This window comes from Pinisolibacter sp. DMC100 (assembly GCF_056313705.1).
In genome coordinates this window covers 720,065-739,363 of sequence record NZ_JBQUZT010000001.1, presented here as the reverse complement: position 1 = coordinate 739,363, position 19,299 = coordinate 720,065, and the positions used below count along the sequence as shown (strand labels likewise).

At 70.1% G+C, this 19,299-nt stretch carries 15 protein-coding genes; 8 read left to right on the top strand and 7 right to left on the bottom strand.

The features are described from left to right. Nucleotides 1-37 precede the first annotated feature (37 nt). The 6 genes from boxB to ACT541_RS03415 all read right to left on the bottom strand — a co-directional run bounded on the left by boxB (nucleotide 38) and on the right by ACT541_RS03415 (nucleotide 7,849). A complete protein-coding gene (gene boxB / locus ACT541_RS03440; protein ID WP_476134280.1) occupies nucleotides 38-1,486 on the bottom strand; it encodes a benzoyl-CoA 2,3-epoxidase subunit BoxB in 1,449 nt (482 codons plus the stop codon). Nucleotides 1,487-1,575: 89 nt separating this feature from the next. Continuing rightward, nucleotides 1,576-3,261 (bottom strand): 2,3-epoxybenzoyl-CoA dihydrolase, encoded by a 1,686-nt coding sequence (boxC, locus tag ACT541_RS03435; protein ID WP_476134278.1) that lies wholly within the window; start codon nucleotides 3,259-3,261, stop codon nucleotides 1,576-1,578. A gap of 138 nt (nucleotides 3,262-3,399) precedes the next feature. After that, on the bottom strand, nucleotides 3,400-4,968 hold the full coding sequence (locus ACT541_RS03430; protein ID WP_476134277.1) for a 3,4-dehydroadipyl-CoA semialdehyde dehydrogenase: 1,569 nt from the start codon (nucleotides 4,966-4,968) through the stop codon (nucleotides 3,400-3,402). After that, nucleotides 4,965-5,774 carry an alpha/beta fold hydrolase gene (locus tag ACT541_RS03425; RefSeq protein ID WP_476134276.1) on the bottom strand — a complete coding sequence of 270 codons (810 nt, stop codon included), beginning with the start codon at nucleotides 5,772-5,774 and terminating at the stop codon, nucleotides 4,965-4,967. The genes ACT541_RS03430 and ACT541_RS03425 overlap by 4 nt, the downstream gene beginning before the upstream one ends. Further along, the gene (locus ACT541_RS03420) at nucleotides 5,774-7,342 is read right to left on the bottom strand and encodes a benzoate-CoA ligase family protein (protein WP_476134275.1); all 1,569 of its coding nucleotides are present in this window, start codon (nucleotides 7,340-7,342) and stop codon (nucleotides 5,774-5,776) included. The genes ACT541_RS03425 and ACT541_RS03420 overlap by 1 nt, the downstream gene beginning before the upstream one ends. Nucleotides 7,343-7,363: 21 nt before the next feature. Then, nucleotides 7,364-7,849 (bottom strand): 4-hydroxylaminobenzoate lyase, encoded by a 486-nt coding sequence (locus tag ACT541_RS03415; protein ID WP_476134274.1) that lies wholly within the window; start codon nucleotides 7,847-7,849, stop codon nucleotides 7,364-7,366. A 139-nt stretch (nucleotides 7,850-7,988) separates the two neighbouring features. On the opposite strand from ACT541_RS03415, the gene ACT541_RS03410 reads away from it, so the two are divergent. The 6 genes from ACT541_RS03410 (at nucleotide 7,989) to ACT541_RS03385 (ending at nucleotide 14,349) form a co-directional block, all read left to right on the top strand. After that, nucleotides 7,989-9,011: a helix-turn-helix transcriptional regulator gene (locus tag ACT541_RS03410; RefSeq protein WP_476134272.1), complete on the top strand. Its 1,023-nt coding sequence runs from the start codon at nucleotides 7,989-7,991 to the stop codon at nucleotides 9,009-9,011. Next, nucleotides 9,008-9,535, top strand: a complete 528-nt coding sequence (locus ACT541_RS03405; protein WP_476134270.1) for a hypothetical protein — start codon at nucleotides 9,008-9,010, stop codon at nucleotides 9,533-9,535. Before ACT541_RS03410 ends, ACT541_RS03405 begins: the two co-directional genes overlap by 4 nt. Nucleotides 9,536-9,670: 135 nt before the next feature. Then, nucleotides 9,671-10,861, top strand: a complete 1,191-nt coding sequence (locus ACT541_RS03400; protein ID WP_476134268.1) for an ABC transporter substrate-binding protein — start codon at nucleotides 9,671-9,673, stop codon at nucleotides 10,859-10,861. 88 nt (nucleotides 10,862-10,949) lie between these two features. Beyond that, complete coding sequence (locus tag ACT541_RS03395; RefSeq protein ID WP_476134267.1) at nucleotides 10,950-11,816, top strand: branched-chain amino acid ABC transporter permease; 867 nt, start codon at nucleotides 10,950-10,952, stop codon at nucleotides 11,814-11,816. Continuing rightward, the gene (locus ACT541_RS03390; RefSeq protein WP_476134265.1) at nucleotides 11,813-13,588 is read left to right on the top strand and encodes a branched-chain amino acid ABC transporter ATP-binding protein/permease; all 1,776 of its coding nucleotides are present in this window, start codon (nucleotides 11,813-11,815) and stop codon (nucleotides 13,586-13,588) included. Before ACT541_RS03395 ends, ACT541_RS03390 begins: the two co-directional genes overlap by 4 nt. Further along, the gene (locus tag ACT541_RS03385) at nucleotides 13,585-14,349 is read left to right on the top strand and encodes an ABC transporter ATP-binding protein (protein ID WP_476134263.1); all 765 of its coding nucleotides are present in this window, start codon (nucleotides 13,585-13,587) and stop codon (nucleotides 14,347-14,349) included. Before ACT541_RS03390 ends, ACT541_RS03385 begins: the two co-directional genes overlap by 4 nt. A gap of 158 nt (nucleotides 14,350-14,507) precedes the next feature. Here the strand turns inward: ACT541_RS03385 and ACT541_RS03380 are convergent, their stop codons facing one another. Continuing rightward, on the bottom strand, nucleotides 14,508-15,317 hold the full coding sequence (locus ACT541_RS03380) for a universal stress protein (protein WP_476134261.1): 810 nt from the start codon (nucleotides 15,315-15,317) through the stop codon (nucleotides 14,508-14,510). Nucleotides 15,318-15,612: 295 nt separating this feature from the next. On the opposite strand from ACT541_RS03380, the gene pheS reads away from it, so the two are divergent. Continuing rightward, nucleotides 15,613-16,695, top strand: a complete 1,083-nt coding sequence (pheS, locus tag ACT541_RS03375; RefSeq protein WP_476134260.1) for a phenylalanine--tRNA ligase subunit alpha — start codon at nucleotides 15,613-15,615, stop codon at nucleotides 16,693-16,695. A 64-nt stretch (nucleotides 16,696-16,759) separates the two neighbouring features. Further along, nucleotides 16,760-19,180, top strand: coding sequence for a phenylalanine--tRNA ligase subunit beta (pheT, locus tag ACT541_RS03370; RefSeq protein ID WP_476134259.1), 2,421 nt, complete (start codon nucleotides 16,760-16,762; stop codon nucleotides 19,178-19,180). The last annotated feature ends 119 nt before the right edge of the window (nucleotides 19,181-19,299 follow it).

Genomic DNA, 19,299 nt, shown 5'->3' with positions numbered 1-19,299 from the left:
GGCGGAGGGGCGGCCGAGCCGCCCCTCCCCGTCCTGGTCACGCGGCGATCTTCACGTACTCGAAGTCGCCCGGCTTGTTGTCGATGCCGACCTTGGGCGGGTTGATCCAGCCGGCGTAACGGCCCGGCTCCAGCTCCTGACGCATCAGCGAGTCGAGGAAGGAGAGGTCGTCGCGCGACGGCAGCCACGTGTCGCGCTTCGCCGCCCAGTCGGCTTCCGACAGGATGATGCCCTTCGGCGTCGCCTGCATCGGGGCGAACTCGCCGATCTGGCGGTTGAAGGCCTGATGCGGCAGCTCGAGGCGGAAGTCGATGCCTTCCTTCTGCATGATCTTGTTCCAGCGCTCGACGCCCTTGGCGCAGTCGGCGGAATAGTCGTCGCGCAGGCGCATGTTGAGCGCGGTCAGCGCCGGCACGTGCTCCTCGACGATCTTGCCGTCGACGAACTTCATCACCGGATAGGTGGCGTCGGTCAGGACGTGATCGTCGTCGATCTTGGTCTCGCCGAAGCGGCCCTTGAGGCCGGCGTTGTAGTAGTTCGCCGAGTTGGTCGAGATCTCCGCGCCGAACAGGTCCAGCGTCAGCGGATAGTGCATGTTGAGCTTCTTCTGGATCAGCGGCAGGTCGATGACGCCGAGCTCGCGGATCTTGGCGATGTCGTTCGGGTCGGTGATACCGGCGGCCTTCATCGCCTGACAGGTGCGCTCGATGGTGCGGCCGACGCCGGTCTCGCCGACGAACATGTGGTGCGCCTCTTCGGTCAGCATGAAGCGGCAGGAGCGCGACAGCGGATCGAAGCCCGACTGGGCGAGGCTCTCCAGCTGCATCTTGCCGTCGCGGTCGGTGAAGAAGGTGAACATGAAGAAGGAGAGCCAGTCCGGCGTCGCCTCGTTGAAGGCGCCGAGCATGCGCGGCGTCTCCTTGGAACCGGAACGGCGGCGCAGCAGCTCGTCGGCCTCCTCGCGGCCGTCGCGGCCGAAATACTTGTGCAGCAGATAGACCATCGCCCAGAGGTGACGGCCCTCCTCGACATTGACCTGGAACAGGTTGCGCATGTCGTAGAGCGACGGGGCGGTGGCGCCGAGGTGGCGCTGCTGCTCGACCGAGGCCGGCTCGGTGTCGCCCTGGATGACGATGAGCCGGCGCAGCATGGCGCGGTACTCGCCCGGCACGTCCTGCCACGCGGCCTCGCCCTTGTGCTTGCCGAAGTTGACCTTGCGGCCCTCCTCCTTCGGCGCCAGCAGCACGCCCCAGCGGTAGTCCGGCATCTTGACGTAGTCGAACTTGGCCCAGCCCTGCGGGTCGACCGAGACGGCGGTGCGCAGATAGACCAGCGCGTTCTGGAAGCCTTCCGGCCCCATGTCCTTCCACCAGTCGACGTAGTTCGGCTGCCAGCTCTCGAGCGCGCGCAGGACCTGACGGTCGTTCACGAGATCGACGTTGTTGGGGACCTTGGTCGAGTAGTCCACGTTGATCGTATCGGACATGACTTCCTCCCTCGGGGGGGACGGCCCCCGCTCGTTTCGTTCTTGTCGGGATCGAGGGCGCCGCCCGGGTCGGGCCGGGCGGCGCGACCTCAGACGCGGCGCATGTCGTAGGTCGGGCGCAGGCCGGTGCCGTAGCGGCGCAGCGCACCTTCTTCGCCGACCGCGTTGGGACGCTGGAAGATCCAGTTCTGCCAGGCGGTGAGGCGCGCGAAGATCTTGGATTCCATCGTCTCGGGACCGGCGAAGCGCAGGTTGGCCTCGAGGCCGGTCAGCGCGTCGGGCGAATAGGACGCCCGTTCCTCGAGATAGACGCGGACCTCGTCGGCCCAGTCGATGTCGTCGCAGGCGAAGGTGACGAGCCCGGCCTTCTCCGCCGCAGCGGCGTCCATCGCCTCGCCCTTGCGGGCTTCGAGCGCGTCGACCGCTTCCGGCGTGGCGAGGAAGCGGTTGGCGAGCCGGGTGAGGCCGTGGCTCATCGGATAGGGGCCGAAGTTGGCCGCGGTCAGCGCCATGGTCGGGGCCGGACGATTGTCGCCCTCGAAGCTGCCGATCAGCATGTAGGACCGGTCGGCGGCGAGCACGAGTTCGGCGAGCAGGCCGGTGAAGCAGGAATCCGGCTCGACCAGCGCCACCAGGGTGCGCGAGGTGACGTCGACGCGCTTCAGCGTGCGCTTCCAGTACTGGCGGATCTCGTTGACCAGCCAGTGGCCGGCGTTGGCCTCGAGGAAGGCGTCCCAGGCGGCGACGCGCGTGCCGTCGCCCTTCGACTTGAAGACGAAGGTGCCGATCTCGAAGGCGTTGTTGCGCAGATCGAGGATGGCGTCGTCGAGCTCGCGGGCGAGCCGCAGGATCCAGGCGTCCGACCCTTGCAACTCCAGCTCGGCGACCGAAGCGGGGGCGCCGGCGTCGGGACCCTCGAGCGTGATGGTGGCGATGCGGGCCGCACGGTCGATGTCGACCGTGACCAGCGAATAGTCGATGCCGTCGGCGCGGAACGAACGGGCGAGCGGCTTCAGCGTGATGCCCTTGCCGGCGCCGCGGGTGGACTTCGCGGCATAGTCGGCGGCGCGCTCGGCGACGACCTCTTCGAGGCGGGTCGCCGGCACGATCTCGTCGACGAGACGCCAGTCGACGGCGCGCCGGCCCTTGATGCCTTCCTCGATAGTGCAGAAGACGTCGGCGTGGTCGCGGCGGACCTTGCGCTTGTCGACGACGCGGGTGAGGCCGCCGGTGCCGGGCAGCACCGCGAGCAGCGGCACCTCGGGCAGCGACACGGCGGAGGAGCCGTCGTCGACCAGGATGATGTGGTCGGCCGCCAGCGCCAGTTCGTAGCCGCCGCCGGCGGTCGCGCCGGTCGCGACGCAGATCGTCTTGAGGCCGGAGAATTCCGAGGAATCCTCGATGCCGTTGCGGGTCTCGTTGGTGAACTTGCAGAAGTTGACCTTGTGGGCGTGTTCGGAGCCGGCCAGCATGCGGATGTTGGCGCCGGCACAGAAGACCTTGGGCTTCGCGGAGCGCAGCAGCACCACCTTCACGTCCGGATGCTCGAAGCGCAGGCGCTGCAGCGCGTCGGCGAGCTCGATGTCGACGCCGAGGTCGTAGGAATTGAGCTTCAGCAGATAGCCCTCGAACAGGCCGCCGTTCTCGTCGACGTCCATGGCGAGCGTCGCGACCGGACCGTCGAAGGAGAGCTTCCAGTGACGCCAGCGCGACGGGTCGGTCTGGAAGTCGATCCGCGTGGCGCCGTTCGCCAGCTTGCGTGCCTCGTCGGCCATGTTTCCACCCTCGTTGTGTTTGGTTGACCTGAACTATAATGCATGATTGTGCAGAGTCTAGAGGCTTTCGAAAGGTGACATGCATTTTTTTGCATGATGCCGGACGTACGAAAGCCGAGGGGGCGCGAACGCCCTGCCTCAGAGCGCGACTTCGGTGGCGTCGGCGGCGATCGCGGCGAGCATCGTCGGCGAGCCCTGCAACGCCGTGCGCTGCATGAAGAAGCGCAGGCCGCGGAGACCGCCCAGTTCCTCGCCGCCGCCGGCGCGGCCGGGGCCGCCGTGGACGCACTGGGGCATGACGATCGCATGGCCGGTGTGGCCGCGGCCGACTTCCGTATCGACCGTCAGGACGCGGCCGTGGAAGGGGGCGAGGCGGGCGGCGATCTCGCCTGCCTCGTTCGCGTCGTCGCCGTAGACCGAGGCCGCGAGCGAGCCTTCGCCGCGGGCGGCGAGCGCGACGGCCTCGTCGAGCGAGGCATAGGGGATGACCGTCACGACGGGGCCGAAGACCTCGACGTCGTGAACGGCGGAGAGCGTCGCGCCGGTGTCGGCGACGAGCAGCGTCGGGGCGAGGAAGGCGCCCTCGCCGACGTCGGCGCCGTGGACCGCCGCCGGAATGCCGCCGCCGCGCACGATGCGGGTCTCGGGCGCCAGTGCGGCGAGGCCGGCGAAGGCGGCGCGCAGCTGCTTCTCGTCGACCAGCGGGCCGACGGTGACCTCGGGAAGCGCCGGATCGCCGACGACGAGCCCGTCGATGCGGGTGGCGAGCGCTTCGACGAAGGCGTCCTTGACGGCCGCCGGCACCAGGATGCGGCGGATGTTGGTGCAGAGCTGGCCGGCCTTGACCGAGACGGCGGCGAGCGCCTGTTCGAGAAGGCGTTCGAAGGCGGCGGCCTCCGGCGTCGCCGAGGGGGCGAGGACGGCGACGTTGACGCTGTCGGCCTCGATGCCGAGGCGCGGGTTGGCGGCGAGGACCGCCGGATGCGAGCGGATCATCCGGCCGGTGTCGGCGGAGCCGGTGAAGGCGATGCAGTCGAAGGGCTCGACCGCGTCGAGCAGGCCTTCCGCCGCGCCGCAGACGAGCGACAGCACGCCCGGGGGCAGCACGCCGGCCTCGACCACCGCGCGGACCATGGCTTCGGCGAGCCAGGCGGTGCCCGACGCCGGCTTGGCGACGACCGGCATGCCGGCGACGAGCGCCACGGCGACCTTCTCCCACAGGCCCCAGGAGGGGAAGTTGAAGGCGTTGATGAAGATCGCCGCGCCCGGCCGCGTCGTCCAGACGTGGCGGGCCTCGAAGGGGCCCTTGGCGAGACGGTCGGCGCCCGGCTCGATCAGCCGGCGGGCGGAACCGAGACCGGCGGCGAGCCTTGCATAATACTTCAGGGTGGCGATGCCGCCGTCGACGTCGATCGACGCGTCGCGGGTCGTGTTGCCGGAGTTCTGCCGGGCGATCGCCAGCCAGTCGTCGCGGCGGGCGGCGAGCGCGTCGGCGATCGCGCCGAGCAGCGCACCGCGCTCGGCGAAACTCATCGCCGCGAGCGCGGAACCGCCGACGCTGCGGGCATGATCGAGGGCGGCGGCGCAGTCGACGCCGGTCGAATCGACCGTGCCGAGCGCCTTGCCCGTCACGGGGTCGACGAAGGAACGGCCGGGGGCGGCGCCCGCGACGAAGCGATCTTCGACGTAGCTCTGGAGACGGATCATGCGAAGACCTCTGAAACGGAGAACTCGGGAAAGGCAGCGAAGAAACGGGTGATCGCCGCGACGGTCGCGTCGCACGCCTCGCGGTGGGGCGAATGCTTCACGCCCGGCAGCATCTCGACGAGCACCGGGGCGGGCGACAGATCGACCGCGGCCTCGGGCTGGAGGCGCGTGCCGTACTGGTCGTCGACGCCCTGGATCACCAACATCGGCCGCGACACGGTCTCGAGGCTCGACCGGATGTCCCAATGGCGGAATTCGGGATCGAGCCAGGCGCCGTTCCAGCCGAGGAAGGCGACGTCCGGATCGGCATGCCAGCGGGCGAGCTTCGCCCTGAGATCGGTCGTCTCCCAGGCGGTCTTCGCCTCGGCGATCGCCGCGACGCACATCTCTTCGACGAAGAAATGCGGCGCGATCAGCACCGCCGCCTCGACGCGGGGGTCGCGGACGACCCCCAAGTGATGCGCGGCGATCGAAGCGCCGTCGGAATGGCCGACGAGGACGCCGCGGCGAAAGCCGATGGCATCGAGGAGCGCCGGCAGCATCTCCTCGGCCTCGCGCTGCATGTAGTCGAGCGGGCGCGGCAGCGGCACGGGGTCCGACTTGCCGTAGCCGGCACGCGAGAAGACGAAGACGCCGCAGCCGGTCGCTTCCTGCAGGGCCTGCGGAAAATCGAGCCACAGGCCGACCGAGCCGAGCCCCTCGTGGAGCAGCACCAGCGTCGGTGCCGTGTCGGGCGCAGGCCCGAGATGGACGAACTCCAGACGCCGGCCGGCAACCTCGACGAAGCCGTCGCGGGGGAGGGTCATCACCCTTCCTCGCGCAGCTTGAAGCGCTGGATCTTGCCGGTGGCGGTCTTGGGCAGGCCGTCGACCACCTCGATCCAGCGCGGGTACTTCCACATGCCGATCGACGCCTTGACGTGGTCCTTGAGCCTCTGCTCGAGGCCGTCGACGGCGGCGCCGTCCTTGAGCACGACGAAGGCCTTGGGCTTCAGGAGCCCCTCTTCGTCCGCGTGGGAGACCACCGCGGCCTCCAACACGTCCGGATGGGAGGCGAGCGCCGCCTCGATCTCGAAGGGCGAGACCCAGATGCCGGAGACCTTGAACATGTCGTCGGCGCGACCGCAGTAGGTGTGCCGGCCGGTCTTGTCGCGGATGTATTTGTCGCCGGTCTTGGTCCATTCGCCGCGGAAGGTGGCGCGGCTCTTCTCGCGCTGGTTCCAGTAGCCGTCGGCGGCCGACGGCCCGCGCACGAAGAGTTCGCCGATCTCGCCGTCGTCGACCTCGCGGCCGCTCTCGTCGAGCAGCTTCAGCTCGTAGCCGGGGACCGCCGTACCGGAGGTGCCGTAGACGATCGAGCCCGGCGCGTTCGACAGGAAGATGTGCAGCATCTCGGTCGAGCCGACGCCGTCGAGGATGTCGGCGCCGAAGCGCTTCGCCCAGGCTTCGCCGATGTGCTCGGGCAACGCCTCGCCGGCCGAGGCGCAGATGCGCAAGGCGGGCGAGCCGGCGTGGCTCGCGTGGTCGCGGTCGTGCAGCATGGCGGCGAAGAGGGTCGGCACGCCGAAGAAGATCGTCGGGCGGTGCGTCTCCAACATGGCAAAGACGGCGGCGGGCGTCGGACGGCCGGGGTTGAGCACCGCCGTGGCGCCGACCGACATCGGGAAGGACAGCGAATTGCCGAGCCCGTAGGCGAAGAAGAGCTTCGCCGCGGAGAAGCCGACGTCGTCCTCGCGGATACCGAGAATGGCCTGGCCGTAGAGCTTCGCCGTCGCCATCAGCGAGGTGTGGACGTGGCGGGTGCCCTTGGGCGCGCCGGTCGAGCCCGAGGAATAGAGCCAGAAGCAGGTCTCGTCGGGATGAGTCGGCACCGTCTCGAAGACGTCGGACGCCGCCGCCAGTTCCGCCGTCAGGCCGCGATGCGGTGCTTCGGCCTTCCCGCCGGCGACGAGCACGTGGCGCAGCGACGAGATGCCCGGCAGGACGGGGGCGACCACCGGCAACAGAGCGTCGGAGACCACCAGCACCTTCGCTCGGCTGTCGTCGAGCATGTAGGCGTACTGATCGGCGGCGAGCAGCGTGTTGAGCGGGATCGGCACGATGCCGGCGCGGATGGCGCCGAGGAAGACGACCGGCCAGTCGACCGTGTCGAGCATGATCATCGCCACCCGGTCCTCGCGGGAGAGCCCGAGCGCGGCGAGCACGTTGGCGAAGCGGCGGGTCTCGGCGGCGAGCGCCGAATAGGTGAGCCGGCGGTCGGGGTCGACGAAGGCGGGCTTGTCGCCGCGGCCGGCGCGGAGGTTGCGATCGAGCAGGTCGTCGACGGCGTTGTAGACGCGGCCCGCGGCGGCGATGTCGGACATGGGAGCGGTCATGGCGGATCTCCTCGGGGGGCGTCAGCGGCCGGTGAACTCGATCGCGCCGTCGGGCAGCAGATAGAGGACGTAGGCAGAGCCGTCGGTGACGGTCGGGTGATGCGCCGAGCCGGGGCCGTAGACGTACCAACCCTCGGGATGGCCGTCGAAATTCGGTTCGGCCACGACCGGCATGATCATGCCGATCTCGCCCTTGGGGTGGACGTGATGGGGGCCGCGGATGCTCTCCATCATCACCACGTCGACCGAGAAGGACCCGGCCTCGGCGCCGGGCGCGATCACCCGGCCCCAGCGGATGCCGCCGTTCTCGCGCGGGCAGATCCAGCCCTCGGCGTCGCCGGTCTCGATCAGCCGGGCGATGCGGCGGAACGTGTCGCCGTTCGGCGGAAACTCGGCCTCGAGCCGGGCGGCGAGCGCGTCGTCGAGCGGGCGGCCCTCGATCGCGCGCGCCACCGCGCCGATCTCGGCGGCGAAGGCCCGCCGCGCCTCGGTGTCTTTCTCGGTCATCGGATCGTCTCCCTCGGCGTCCGCTCTTCGGCCTCGAAAGGGGAGCGGAACTATATTGCATAATTTCATGCCGCGCCGGGCGGCTTGCCGTCAAGGGGGCGCTGTACTATTTTTCATCCATTCCAATTCGAGACCGCTCATGACCGCATCCGACGACCTCCCCGCCACCGACTCCCCGCCGCCGGACACCGAGGCCGCCGACGCCAAGGGCGCGGAGACGGTGCGCACCGGGCGGGCGGCGAGCCGTGAGGATGCCGACGAGGCCTTCCTGGTCGAGCTCGGCCAGCGGGTGCGGCGGATGCGGGCACTGCGCGGCATGTCGCGCAAGGTCCTCGCCAAGGTCTCGGGGATTTCCGAGCGCTACATCGCCCAGCTCGAGGGCGGCCAGGGCAACGTCTCGATCATGCTGCTGCGCCGCGTGGCCGAGGCGATCGGCGCGCCGCTCGAGGATCTCGTCGTCGCCGACGACGGCGGCGACTGGCGGCTGGTGCGCGACCTGATGCGCGGCGCCTCGCCGGCCGTGGTCGCGGAGGTCCGGTCTCTGCTCTCGGGCGAGAAGCTGCCGAGCGGGCCGAGGCCGGTCGGTGACCAGCACATCGCCGTCGACCGCGTCGCGCTGATCGGCCTGCGCGGCGCCGGCAAGTCGACGCTCGGGCGCATCGTCGCCGAGCGCCTCGGCTGGCCCTTCGTCGAGCTCAACAAGGAGATCGAGGCCGAACACGGCTTCTCGATCAACGAGATCCTCAATCTCTACGGCCAGGACGGCTATCGCCGGCTGGAGCGGGTGACGCTGCAGCGGCTGGTCGAACAGCCCGGCCCGATGCTGCTCGCCACCGGTGGCGGCATCGTCGGCGAGCCGGTGACCTTCGAGCTGCTGCTCGCCTCGTTCTTCACCGTCTGGGTCCGCACCTCGCCGGCCGAGCACATGAGCCGCGTCCGCCAGCAGGGCGACCTCCGCCCCATGGCCAACGACAAGGCGGCGATGGCGGAGCTGATCACCATTCTGTCGAGCCGGGAGCCGCTCTATGCCCGCGCCCGCGTGCAGATCGACACGTCCGGCGTCGGCGTCGAGGCGAGCGCCGCGCGGCTCTACGGGCTGGTCCAGTCCTACTGCGTCAACGGCTGCCCGTGGCAGTCGCGCAATCGCGGCGCCAAGGGGTGAGCGAGCCGACCTACCCCGCCGATCTCGTCGGACGCCCGCTCGCCGCACTTCTCGCCGCCCGCGCCGGCCTGCCCGACGAGGCGATGCTGGCGCTGCGCGTCACGCTCGACCCGCGCGACGCCATCGACGAGCATCGCACCACCGCCGATCTCGTCCGCCTCGGCCATCTCGTCACCTATGCCCGCATGCAGGACGGCATGAAGCTCGGCTCCGGCCGCGCGGTCCTGTGTTTCGCCGGCGAGGCGGGCGGACGGGCGCGGTTCGTCGGGTTCCATCGTTTCTTCGCGCGGCGGCCGGGCATCGTGCCGGGCGACATCGTCTACGACTACGACGTCGCCGATCTCTTCCATCAGTTCGCGGCCCGCGCCCGCAGGCCGGTGTTCCACGACGCGATGGAACTGCCCGGTCTCGCCGATCTCGCCGGCCGCCTCGTCGTCGCCTGGCCGCGCCCGGCGATGATCGCGGTCAGGCCCGCCGACCATCCGGCGCTGACGGTCGCGGCACTCGACCCGGTCTCGCAATGAACAATATTGCATGTTCGGCTTGACCTTCGAATGAGATGAAATAAAGTTCCTCTCGTGAGGGAGTGGCGCGCGGGGCCGACAGAGCCCACGGAAAAACGAACGCGCGCCGAAACGTCCAGTCCGGGAGGGATCACGATGACGTCGTCGCGACGCGAATTCCTGTTGTCCGCCGGTGCGCTCGGCGCCGCGGGGCTCTTGGGGGGCGTCGCCCCCTTCGTCCGCCCCGCCGCCGCCGCCGGCGCGCTGAAGATCGGCCTTCTCCTGCCGGCATCGGGCACCTATGCCCCGCTCGGCGAGGCGATCCGACGCGGCGCAGAGCTCTACGTCAAGGAAAAGGGCGGTTCACTCGCCGGTCGGGCGATCGAGTTCACCGCGCTCGACGACGAATCCGCGCCGCCCAAGGCGACCGAACTCACCAACAAGCTGGTGTTCGGCGAGAAGGTCGACGTGCTGGTCGGCACCGTGCATTCCGGCGTCGCCGCCGCCATGGTCAAGATCGCCCGCGAGGCCGGCGTCACCACGCTGGTGCCCAACGCCGGCGCCGACGCCATCACCGGCGGCCTCTGCGCTCCCAACATCTTCCGCACCTCCTTCGCCAACGGTCAGGTCGGCGTCGCCACCGGCAAGGCGATGCTGGCGGCCGGCATCAAGGAGGCCGTCACCTGCACCTGGCGCTACGCCGCGGGCGAGGAGATGGTCGCCGGCTTCAAACAGGCCTTCGAGGCGGGCGGCGGCAAGATCGTCAAGGACATCGCCCTACCCTTCCCCGACGTCGAGTTCCAGTCGGCGCTGGCCGAGATCGCGGCGGCGAAGCCCCAGGCGGTCTACTCGTTCTTCGCCGGCGGCGGTGCCGCCAAGTTCATCAAGGACTTCGCGGCGGCCGGCCTCAAGGGGCAGGTGCAGCTGTGGGGACCGGGCTTCCTCACCGACGGCGTCGAGCAGGCGGTGGGCGAGGCCGGCGACGGGGTGAAGACCGTGCTGCACTATGCCGACGGGCTGAAGAACCCCGAGGACGCCGCCTTCCGCAAGGCGTTCCAGGCGGCCCATGGCATCGCACCCGACGTCTACGCGGTGCAGGGCTGGGACGCGATGCGGGTGCTCGACATCGGCCTTTCGGCCGTCGGCGGCGACGCGGCGAAGAAGGACGAGCTGCACAAGGCGATGGCGGCGGCGAAATTCGCCTCGCCGCGCGGGCCGTTCGAGTTCTCCGCCTCGCGCAACCCGAAGCAGAACTTCTACCTGCGCGAGCTGAAGGGGGGCAAGAACGGGCTCGTCGGCATCGCCGCCGAGAGCCTCGCCGACGCGGCCAAGGGCTGCAAGGCCTGATCCCGCCTCACCTTCGAAACCGTCCGAGGGGCGCGCGGCGCGACACGCCCGCGCCCCTCCCGGTCCGTCACGAGAAGGTTTGCCCGCGATGGAGCTCGTGCTCGTCCAGATCTTCAACGGAATCCAGCACGGGTTCCTGATCTTCCTCGCCGCCAGTGGCCTGACGCTGGTCTTCGGCATCCTCGGCGTGATCAATCTCGCCCACGGCTCGTTCTACATGCTGGGCGCCTATCTCGCGCTGACGCTGACCGAGGCGACCGGCGACGTCTTCCTGGCGGTCGGCCTCGGCGTGCCGCTGGCGGTCGGCTTCGGTTGGGCGATCGAGCGGGTGTTCATCCGCCATCTCTATGCCCGCGACCACCTGCAACAGGTGCTGCTGACCTTCGCGCTGATCCTGATCTTCAACGAGCTGCAGCGCACGATCTGGGGCAACCATCCCCACGGCGTGCCGGCACCGGCCTATCTCTCCGGCTCGATCGCGCTGACCTCGACGCTGTCCTATCCGGTCTATCGGCTGGCGCTGACGGCGATCTGCGCCGCGCTCGCCGCCGCCATGTTCTTCGTGGTGCAGAAGACGCGGGTCGGCCAGTTGGTGCGAGCCGGCGAATCGAACCGCGAGATGACCGAGCTCCTCGGCTTCGACGCGACGCGGCTCTACGCCATGGTCTTCGCCGTCGGCTGCGCGCTGGCGGCCCTCGCCGGCATGCTCGCCGCGCCGGTCGAGAGCGTCTACCCGGGCATCGGCGAGCGCATCCTGATCATCTCCTTCGTCGTCGTGGTGATCGGCGGCATCGGCTCGATCAAGGGCGCCTTCGTCGGCGCGCTGGCGATCGGCGTCGCCGACGCGCTCGGCAAGGTGTTCCTGCCGAGCTTCGCCGGCGTGCTGGTCTATGCGCTGATGGCGACGGTGCTGGTCGTCCGTCCCGCCGGCCTCTACGGGAGGGTGATCCGATGATCCGCCTGCCCTCCGGCGCGGTGATCGCGCTGCTTCTGGCGCTGGCGCTGGCCTTCGCGCTGGTGCCGGTCTTCGCCGGCCCCTTCGAGGTGAAGTTCGCCACCCGGGTGATCGCCACGGCGATCTTCGTGATCGGCCTCGATCTGCTGATCGGTGTCACCGGTCTCGTCTCCTTCGGCCATGCCGCCTGGTTCGGCCTCGGCGCCTATGCGGTGTGGTTCGTCACCCCGCCGGACTACGAGCCGGCGAACCTCGCCGTGGCGCTCGGCGCCGGCATCGCGCTCCCGGCGGCCGTCGCCGCCGTGGTCGGCGCCTTCGCGGTCCGCACGCGCGCCTTCTACTTCATCATGGTGACGCTCGCGGCGTCGCAGATGCTCTTCGCGCTGTTCCACGACACCAAGATCGCCGGCGGCTCCGACGGTGCCTCGATCGACGTGAAGCCACTGCTGGAGATCGCCGGGCGGACGGTGCTCGACTTCTCCGGCCGCAACACGCTGCTGTGGTTCGCGCTCGCCGCCCTCGCCGTGGTCTATGTCGCGACGCTGGCACTCGCCCGCTCGCGCTTCGGCCGGGTGCTGCAGGGCACGCGCGCCAACGAGACGCGGATGAACGCCCTCGGCTTCGACGCCACCCGTTACAAGTGGGCGGGCTTCGTCGCCGCCGCCGCCATCGCCGGGCTCGGCGGGGCGATCTTCGCCTCGATCGACGGCTTCGTGCCGCCGGAGATCATGAATTGGCGCGAATCCGGCCTCGCCATCATGATGGTGGTGCTCGGCGGCGTCGGCTCGATCTGGGGGCCGATCGTCGGTGCGCTGGTCTTCTCGCTGGCGGAGGAGGTGCTGAAGAGCCCGAAACTCGTCGGCGCGATGGTCTCCGACCACTGGCCGATCGCCATGGGCCTGTTCCTCATCGCCGTGGTGCTCGGAGCGCCGAAGGGCATCGCCGGCTGGCTGCCGCAGCGCGCCGTCCGGCCCTGGACGGCGCCCGAGACGGCCGATCTCGAGCCGGCGAAGGAAACTGCCCACGCCAAGCCGCCGAAGCTCGACGTCGCCGGTCTGCGCCGCACCTTCGGCGGCCTGACCGCCGTCGACGGCGTCACCGTCGCCTTCGCGCCCGGCCGCATCCATGCGGTGATCGGCCCGAACGGCGCCGGCAAGACCACCTTCACCAACCTCCTCACCGGCACGCTGCCGGTCTCCGCCGGTACCATTCGGCTCGACGGCGTCGACGTCACGACGATGTCGGCGGCGAGCCGGGCGCGGCGGGGGATCGGCCGATCCTTCCAGCGCACCAACGTCTTCCTCGGCTTCACCGTCGCCGAGAACTGCGCCGTGGCGGCGCAGGCACGCGGGCTCGCAGGCAGCAGTCGGGCGCAGGAGGCCCGTGCGGTCGCCGACGCCCTCGAGGCGACCGGTCTCGTCGACCGCGCCGATCGGGTGGTGTCGTCGCTGTCGCACGGCGAACAGCGCCAGCTCGAGATCGCCATGCTGATCGCCTCCGGCGCCCGGCTGCTGGTGCTCGACGAACCGCTCGCCGGCATGGGGCCGGAGGAGACGGTGCGGGTGACGGCGCTCCTCAGGGAGCTCGCGCGCGATCACACCATTCTCCTCATCGAGCACGACATGGACGCGGTCTTCGCCTGTGCCGACACGGTGTCGGTGCTGGTCGGCGGCCGCCTTCTCGCCCACGGCACGCCGGACGACATTCGCCGCGACGCGGCGGTGCGCGAGGCCTATCTCGGCCGTTTCGCCGGACTGGAGGACGCCGCATGACACCCGCTCTCGCGCTCGCCCCCCGTCCCGCGCGCGCTTCCGAGGCGACCGAGCCGCTGCTCGCCGCCTCAGGCATCGCCACTGCCCACGGCCGCGTGCCCTGCCTGCGCGACGTCGCGTTGCACATCGCGCCCGGCGAGACGATCGGTCTCCTCGGCCGCAACGGCATGGGCAAGACGACGCTGCTCCGCACGATCTGCGGCCTGATGTCGGGCGGACCGACCGCCTCGATCCGCTTCCGCGGACGCGAACTCTCGGGCGCGAGACCTGCCGCGATCGCGCGGGCCGGCATCGCCCTGGTACCGGAGGGGCGCGGCATCTTCCCCAATCTGACCGTGCTCGAGAACCTGACGCTGCCGCATCGCGCCGGTCCCGGCGGGCGGCGCGACTGGACATTGGAGCGGGTCTTCGACCTCTTCCCGCGGCTCGCCGAACGGCGCGGCAACTGGGGCGACCAGCTCTCGGGCGGCGAACAGCAGATGCTGTCGATCGGCCGGGCGCTGATGACCAACCCCGAACTCCTGATGCTCGACGAGGCGACCGAGGGCCTCGCCCCCAAGGTGCGCGACGCGATCTGGAAGACGCTGTCGATCGTCGCGGCGACCGGCATGGCGATCGTGGTGGTCGACAAGAACCTCGAGGATCTGTTCGGCCTCGCCGATCGCCACTTCATCCTCGCCAAGGGCGAGATCGTCTTCGAAGGCACCACCGCGGCGCTGACCGCCGACGCCGACCTCGTCCACCGCTGGCTCGGGGTCTGAACGCGCGCCGATCGGGCGGCGAGAGGGCTCGACCCTCGCCCCGGAGGTCGCCGCCGCGTCTCGCGCATCACACGCGAAGACGCCGACGGGCCGGATCGATCTCCCCGATCCGGCCCGTCGCGTTTTCCGATCCCACGTCTTCGGTGGGGCCCGTGCCTTCAGTGGGCGAAGAGCACCGGCAGCGTCATGTGGCGCAGGATGTAGCGCGTGCCCGAGCCGCGGCCGAAGAAGGCGAGGCCGGCATGGTCGAAGGCGCCGATCGCCATCAGGTCGGCGGAATGGTCGGCCGCCTGATTGAGCAGCGTGTCCATCAGCTTGATCTCTTCGACGACGACCGTCTGGAAGCGGGCGCCGATGCGATGGGCGGCGAGCGCGCCGACGACCAGATCGGCGAACTCGTCGGTGGCGTCGCCCGGCCGGCCGGCCTCCACCACCAGCGCGTCGGCGCCGGAGGCGACCAGCGGCAGGGCTTCGTGCAGGGCACGGGCGGCGCCGCGCGAACGGTGCCAGGCGAAGAGCGGGCGGTGGCCGAGATCCTCGTAGTTGCCGGCATAGGGCACCATCAGCACCGGACGTCCGCTCTCGAGGATGATCTGCTCGGGCAGATCGGCCGGGGCGCGGCCCCCCTCCTCGGCCTGACCGAGGACGACGAGATCGAAGGTGCGGGCGATGTCGGTGGCGCGCGACAGGATCTCCTGTTCCGAACCGCGGTTGATGTCGACGAAGGTGGCCTTGTCGCCGAGCGCCGTGGTCGCGGCCTCGAAGGCCGCGCGCACTTCGGCGACGGCGACGACATACTCCGCCGGCGGCCAGGAGGCGACGACGCCGACACGGTGGGCGGCCAACTGTTCGGCAAACAGGCCGGTCAGGCGGGCGCCGTCGCGCGCCGCCAGCTTCACCGCGAGCGCGAGGCGGACAGCGGTGCGCGGAGAGCGGTCGAGATGCACCAGAATGTTCGCGAGAGCCATGGTCGTTCGTTCCTCGTCCTGGTCGGCGTACGGCCGTTCGTTTATTGGGCTCCTTCGCCCGAAAAGGGCTCGAGACGTCGTCCCATGGTAGGGGCGATCGGGTCGCTTCGGAAGCGGGAAAATCAGTATTGTTCGCATTTCGGACGGTTGTCCGCATTCCTCCGGAGCGCCGGTCGCGGCGGCGTGACCGCCCGGCCGGCAGGCAAGCGCCGGCAGGCCTTTCCCCGCACGGCGTTTCCGGCTAGAAGTGCCGCCGATTTCCCTTTTTGCGACGCATCCTTCGGAACACGGATCCATGAGCGACATCGACGATCTCGAAAAGTCCCTGAGCGCGGCCATCGCGGACGCCTCCGACGAGGCGGCGCTGGAAGCGGTGCGCGTCGGCGCGCTCGGCAAGAAGGGGACGGTGTCGGACCTCCTGAAGACGCTCGGCGCCATGGACCCGGAGGAGCGCAAGACGCGCGGTGCCGCCGTCAACGCCCTGAAGGAGCGCATCGGCGAGGCGCTCGCCGCCCGCAAGACCGTGCTGAAGGCCGCGGCGCTTTCCGCCCGTCTCGCCGCCGAGACGGTTGACGTGACGCTGCCCTTGTGGTCGAGCCCGGCCAACGAGGGCCGCATCCACCCCATCTCCCAGGTCACCGACGAGCTGACGGCGATCTTCGCCGACATGGGCTTCGCAGTCGCCGAAGGGCCGGACGTCGAGAGCGACTTCTACAACTTCACCGCTCTGAACTTCCCCGAGGGCCATCCCGCCCGCGAGATGCACGACACGTTCTTCTTCGAGCCGGGGCAGGACGGCAAGCGTCAGCTGCTGCGCACCCACACCTCGCCGGTGCAGGTGCGGACCATGCTGTTGCAGACGCCGCCGATCCGCATCATCGCGCCGGGCCGCACCTATCGCTGCGACAGCGACCAGACCCACACGCCGATGTTCCATCAGGTCGAAGGCCTCGTCATCGACAAGACCTCGACCATCGGCACGCTGAAGTGGGTGCTCGAGGAGTTCTGCAAGGCCTTCTTCGAGGTCGAGAGCGTCGAGATGCGCTTCCGCCCGTCGTTCTTCCCCTTCACCGAGCCGTCGATGGAGGTGGACATCCGCTGCGATCGCTCCGGCCCGGAGATCAAGTTCGGCGAGGGCGACGACTGGCTGGAGATCCTCGGCTGCGGCATGGTTCACCCGAACGTGCTCCGCAACTGCGGTCTCGACCCGGACGAGTACCAGGGCTTCGCCTTCGGCATGGGCATCGACCGCATCGCCATGCTCAAGTACGGCATGCCGGACCTGCGCGCCTTCTTCGACGCCGACGTGCGCTGGCTGAAGCACTACGGCTTCCGCCCGCTCGACCTGCCGACGCTGTTCGGCGGCCTCAGCGTCTGAACCCGACCCTTTCGCCTCATTCGTCGCGCGCCGTTCGCGCCGACGCACCGACGGGACCGATCCCATGAAGTTCACGCTCTCCTGGCTGAAGGACCACCTCGACACCGAGGCCACGCTCGACGAGATCGTCGCGATGCTCACCCGCATCGGGCTCGAGGTCGAAGGCGTCGAAGACAAGGGCGCGGTCCTCAAGCCCTTCGTGGTCGCCCGCGTCGTCTCCGCCGTGCAGCACCCCAACGCCGACCGCCTGCGCGTCTGCATGGTCGACTTCGGCGGCCCGGCACCGATCCAGGTGGTCTGCGGCGCGCCGAACGCCCGCGAGGGCCTGCGCACCGTCTTCGCCCCGGCCGGCACCTATATCCCGGGCAAGGACATCACGCTGGGCGTCGGCCAGATCCGCGGCGTCGAGAGCCACGGCATGATGTGCTCGGCGGCCGAGCTGGAACTCTCCGAGGACCACGACGGCATCATCGAGCTTCCCGCCGACGCCCCCGTCGGCACCGCTTACGCCGACTATGCCGATCTCGACGATCCGGTGATCGACGTGTCGCTGACGCCGAACCGTGCCGACTGCACCGGCGTGCGCGGCATCGCCCGCGATCTCGCCGCGGCCGGCCTCGGCACGCTCAGGCCCGACGCGGCGCGCAAGACGCCCGGCCGCTACGCCTCGCCGGTCAAGGTCTCGCTCGACTTCGCCGCGGGCGACGTCGTCGCCTGCCCGGCCTTCCACGGCCGCCACATCCGCGGCGTCAAGAACGGCCCGGCGCCGGAGTGGATGCAGCGTCGCCTCAAGGCTATCGGCCTGCGTCCGATCTCGGCGCTGGTCGACATGACCAACTACGTCTCGATCGACCGCGGTCGGCCGCTGCACGTCTTCGACGCGGCGAAGCTCTCCGGCGACATCGTCGCCCGCTACGGCAGGACCGGCGAGAGCCTCGAGGCGCTCGACGGCAAGACCTATGCGATCGACGAGCGCATGTGCGTCATCGCCGACGCCTCCGGGCCGCTCGGCCTCGGCGGCATCATGGGCGGCGAGGCGACCGGCTGCTCGGACGAGACCACCGACGTCTTCGTCGAATGCGCCTGGTTCGACCCGGCCCGCACCGCCGAGACCGGCCGGCGCACCGGCATCGTCTCGGACGCGCGTTATCGCTTCGAGCGCGGCGTCGATCCGGCCAACCTCGAGAACGGCATCGACTACGCCACCCAGATCATCCTCGACCTGTGCGGCGGCGAGCCGTCGGAGCCGGTGGTGGTCGGCGAGGCGCCGATCACCGAGCGGATCATCGAGTTCCCGATCTCGGAAGTGAAGCGGCTGACCGGCCTGACGCTCCATCGTGCCGAGATCCGCGACATCCTCGAGAAGCTCGGCTTCTTCGTCGTCGCTCCCAGCGACACGTTCCGCGTCGCGGTGCCGACGTGGCGTGCCGACGTGACGCAGAAGGCCGATCTGGTCGAAGAGGTGATGCGCATCCACGGCCTCGAGAACGTCGTCTCGACGCCGCTCGACGCCACCGGCACCGTCGGCAAGAAGGTGTTGACGCCGCTGCAGATCCGCCGCTCCAAGGCGCGTCGCGTGCTCGCCACCCGCACCATGCTCGAGGCCGTCACCTGGTCCTTCGTGTCGAAGGCCGAGGCCGAGCACTTCGGCGGTGGCAAGGCCGAGCTCGCGCTCGCCAACCCGATCGCCTCCGATCTCTCCGACATGCGCCCGTCGCTGCTGCCCGGCCTGGTGGCCGCGGTCGGCCGCAACGTCAAGCGCGGCACCGCCGACGTGGCGCTGTTCGAGGTCGGTCAGGTCTTCAAGGGCGACCGCCCCGAGGATCAGAAGCTCGAGGCCGCCGGCCTGCGCCGCGGCACCGCGTCGTCGACCGGTTCGGGCCGTCACTGGCTCGGCGCCGCGGGCGCGGTCGGCTGGACGGTCGCCAAGGCCGACGCGCTCGCCGTGCTGGAAGCGCTCGGCGTGGCGGTCGACCGCCTGCAGATCGCCCGCACCGCGCCTTCGTGGTATCACCCCGGCCGTTCCGGCACGCTGCAGATGGGGCCGCAGAACGTGCTCGCCCATTTCGGCGAGATCCATCCGGCCACCCTCGAGGCGATGGACGTGACCGGGCCGATGGTCGGCTTCCAAGTCTATCTGGATGCCATCCCCGAGCCCAAGGCCAAGGCGACCAAGTCGAAGGGCGCGCTGGTTCTGCCCGAGCTGATGGCGCTCTCGCGCGACTTCGCCTTCGTCGTCGACGAGAAGGTCGAGGCCGAGAAGATCCTCAAGGCGGTGCGCGGCGCCGACAAGGCGCTGATCACCGACGTGCAGGTCTTCGACGTGTTCCGCGGGGCGGCGCTCGGCGAGGGCCGGAAGTCGGTCGCGGTGGCGGTCCAGCTGCAGCCGCGCGAGGCGACGTTGACCGACAAGGACCTCGAGGCCGTCGCCGCCAAGGTGGTGGCCGCCGTGACCAAGGCGACCGGCGCGACGCTCCGCGCCTGAGGCCGACGGCATCGACGAAGACCTGAAACGGCGCCGCGGGCGCCGTTTCGCGTTTCGGGACGTCGGTGTCGGGGGCGCACCGCGCATTCCCCGGGGAGGAGCGCGATCCGTGCTTGTCC

Coding starts and splice junctions, on each gene's coding strand:
- boxB (WP_476134280.1), bottom strand. CDS start 1,486: ATGTCCGATACGATCAACGTGGACTACTCGACCAAGGTCCCCAACAAC.
- boxC (WP_476134278.1), bottom strand. CDS start 3,261: ATGGCCGACGAGGCACGCAAGCTGGCGAACGGCGCCACGCGGATCGAC.
- ACT541_RS03430 (WP_476134277.1), bottom strand. CDS start 4,968: ATGATCCGTCTCCAGAGCTACGTCGAAGATCGCTTCGTCGCGGGCGCC.
- ACT541_RS03425 (WP_476134276.1), bottom strand. CDS start 5,774: ATGACCCTCCCCCGCGACGGCTTCGTCGAGGTTGCCGGCCGGCGTCTG.
- ACT541_RS03420 (WP_476134275.1), bottom strand. CDS start 7,342: ATGACCGCTCCCATGTCCGACATCGCCGCCGCGGGCCGCGTCTACAAC.
- ACT541_RS03415 (WP_476134274.1), bottom strand. CDS start 7,849: ATGACCGAGAAAGACACCGAGGCGCGGCGGGCCTTCGCCGCCGAGATC.
- ACT541_RS03410 (WP_476134272.1), top strand. CDS start 7,989: ATGACCGCATCCGACGACCTCCCCGCCACCGACTCCCCGCCGCCGGAC.
- ACT541_RS03400 (WP_476134268.1), top strand. CDS start 9,671: ATGACGTCGTCGCGACGCGAATTCCTGTTGTCCGCCGGTGCGCTCGGC.
- ACT541_RS03395 (WP_476134267.1), top strand. CDS start 10,950: ATGGAGCTCGTGCTCGTCCAGATCTTCAACGGAATCCAGCACGGGTTC.
- ACT541_RS03390 (WP_476134265.1), top strand. CDS start 11,813: ATGATCCGCCTGCCCTCCGGCGCGGTGATCGCGCTGCTTCTGGCGCTG.
- ACT541_RS03385 (WP_476134263.1), top strand. CDS start 13,585: ATGACACCCGCTCTCGCGCTCGCCCCCCGTCCCGCGCGCGCTTCCGAG.
- ACT541_RS03380 (WP_476134261.1), bottom strand. CDS start 15,317: ATGGCTCTCGCGAACATTCTGGTGCATCTCGACCGCTCTCCGCGCACC.
- pheS (WP_476134260.1), top strand. CDS start 15,613: ATGAGCGACATCGACGATCTCGAAAAGTCCCTGAGCGCGGCCATCGCG.
- pheT (WP_476134259.1), top strand. CDS start 16,760: ATGAAGTTCACGCTCTCCTGGCTGAAGGACCACCTCGACACCGAGGCC.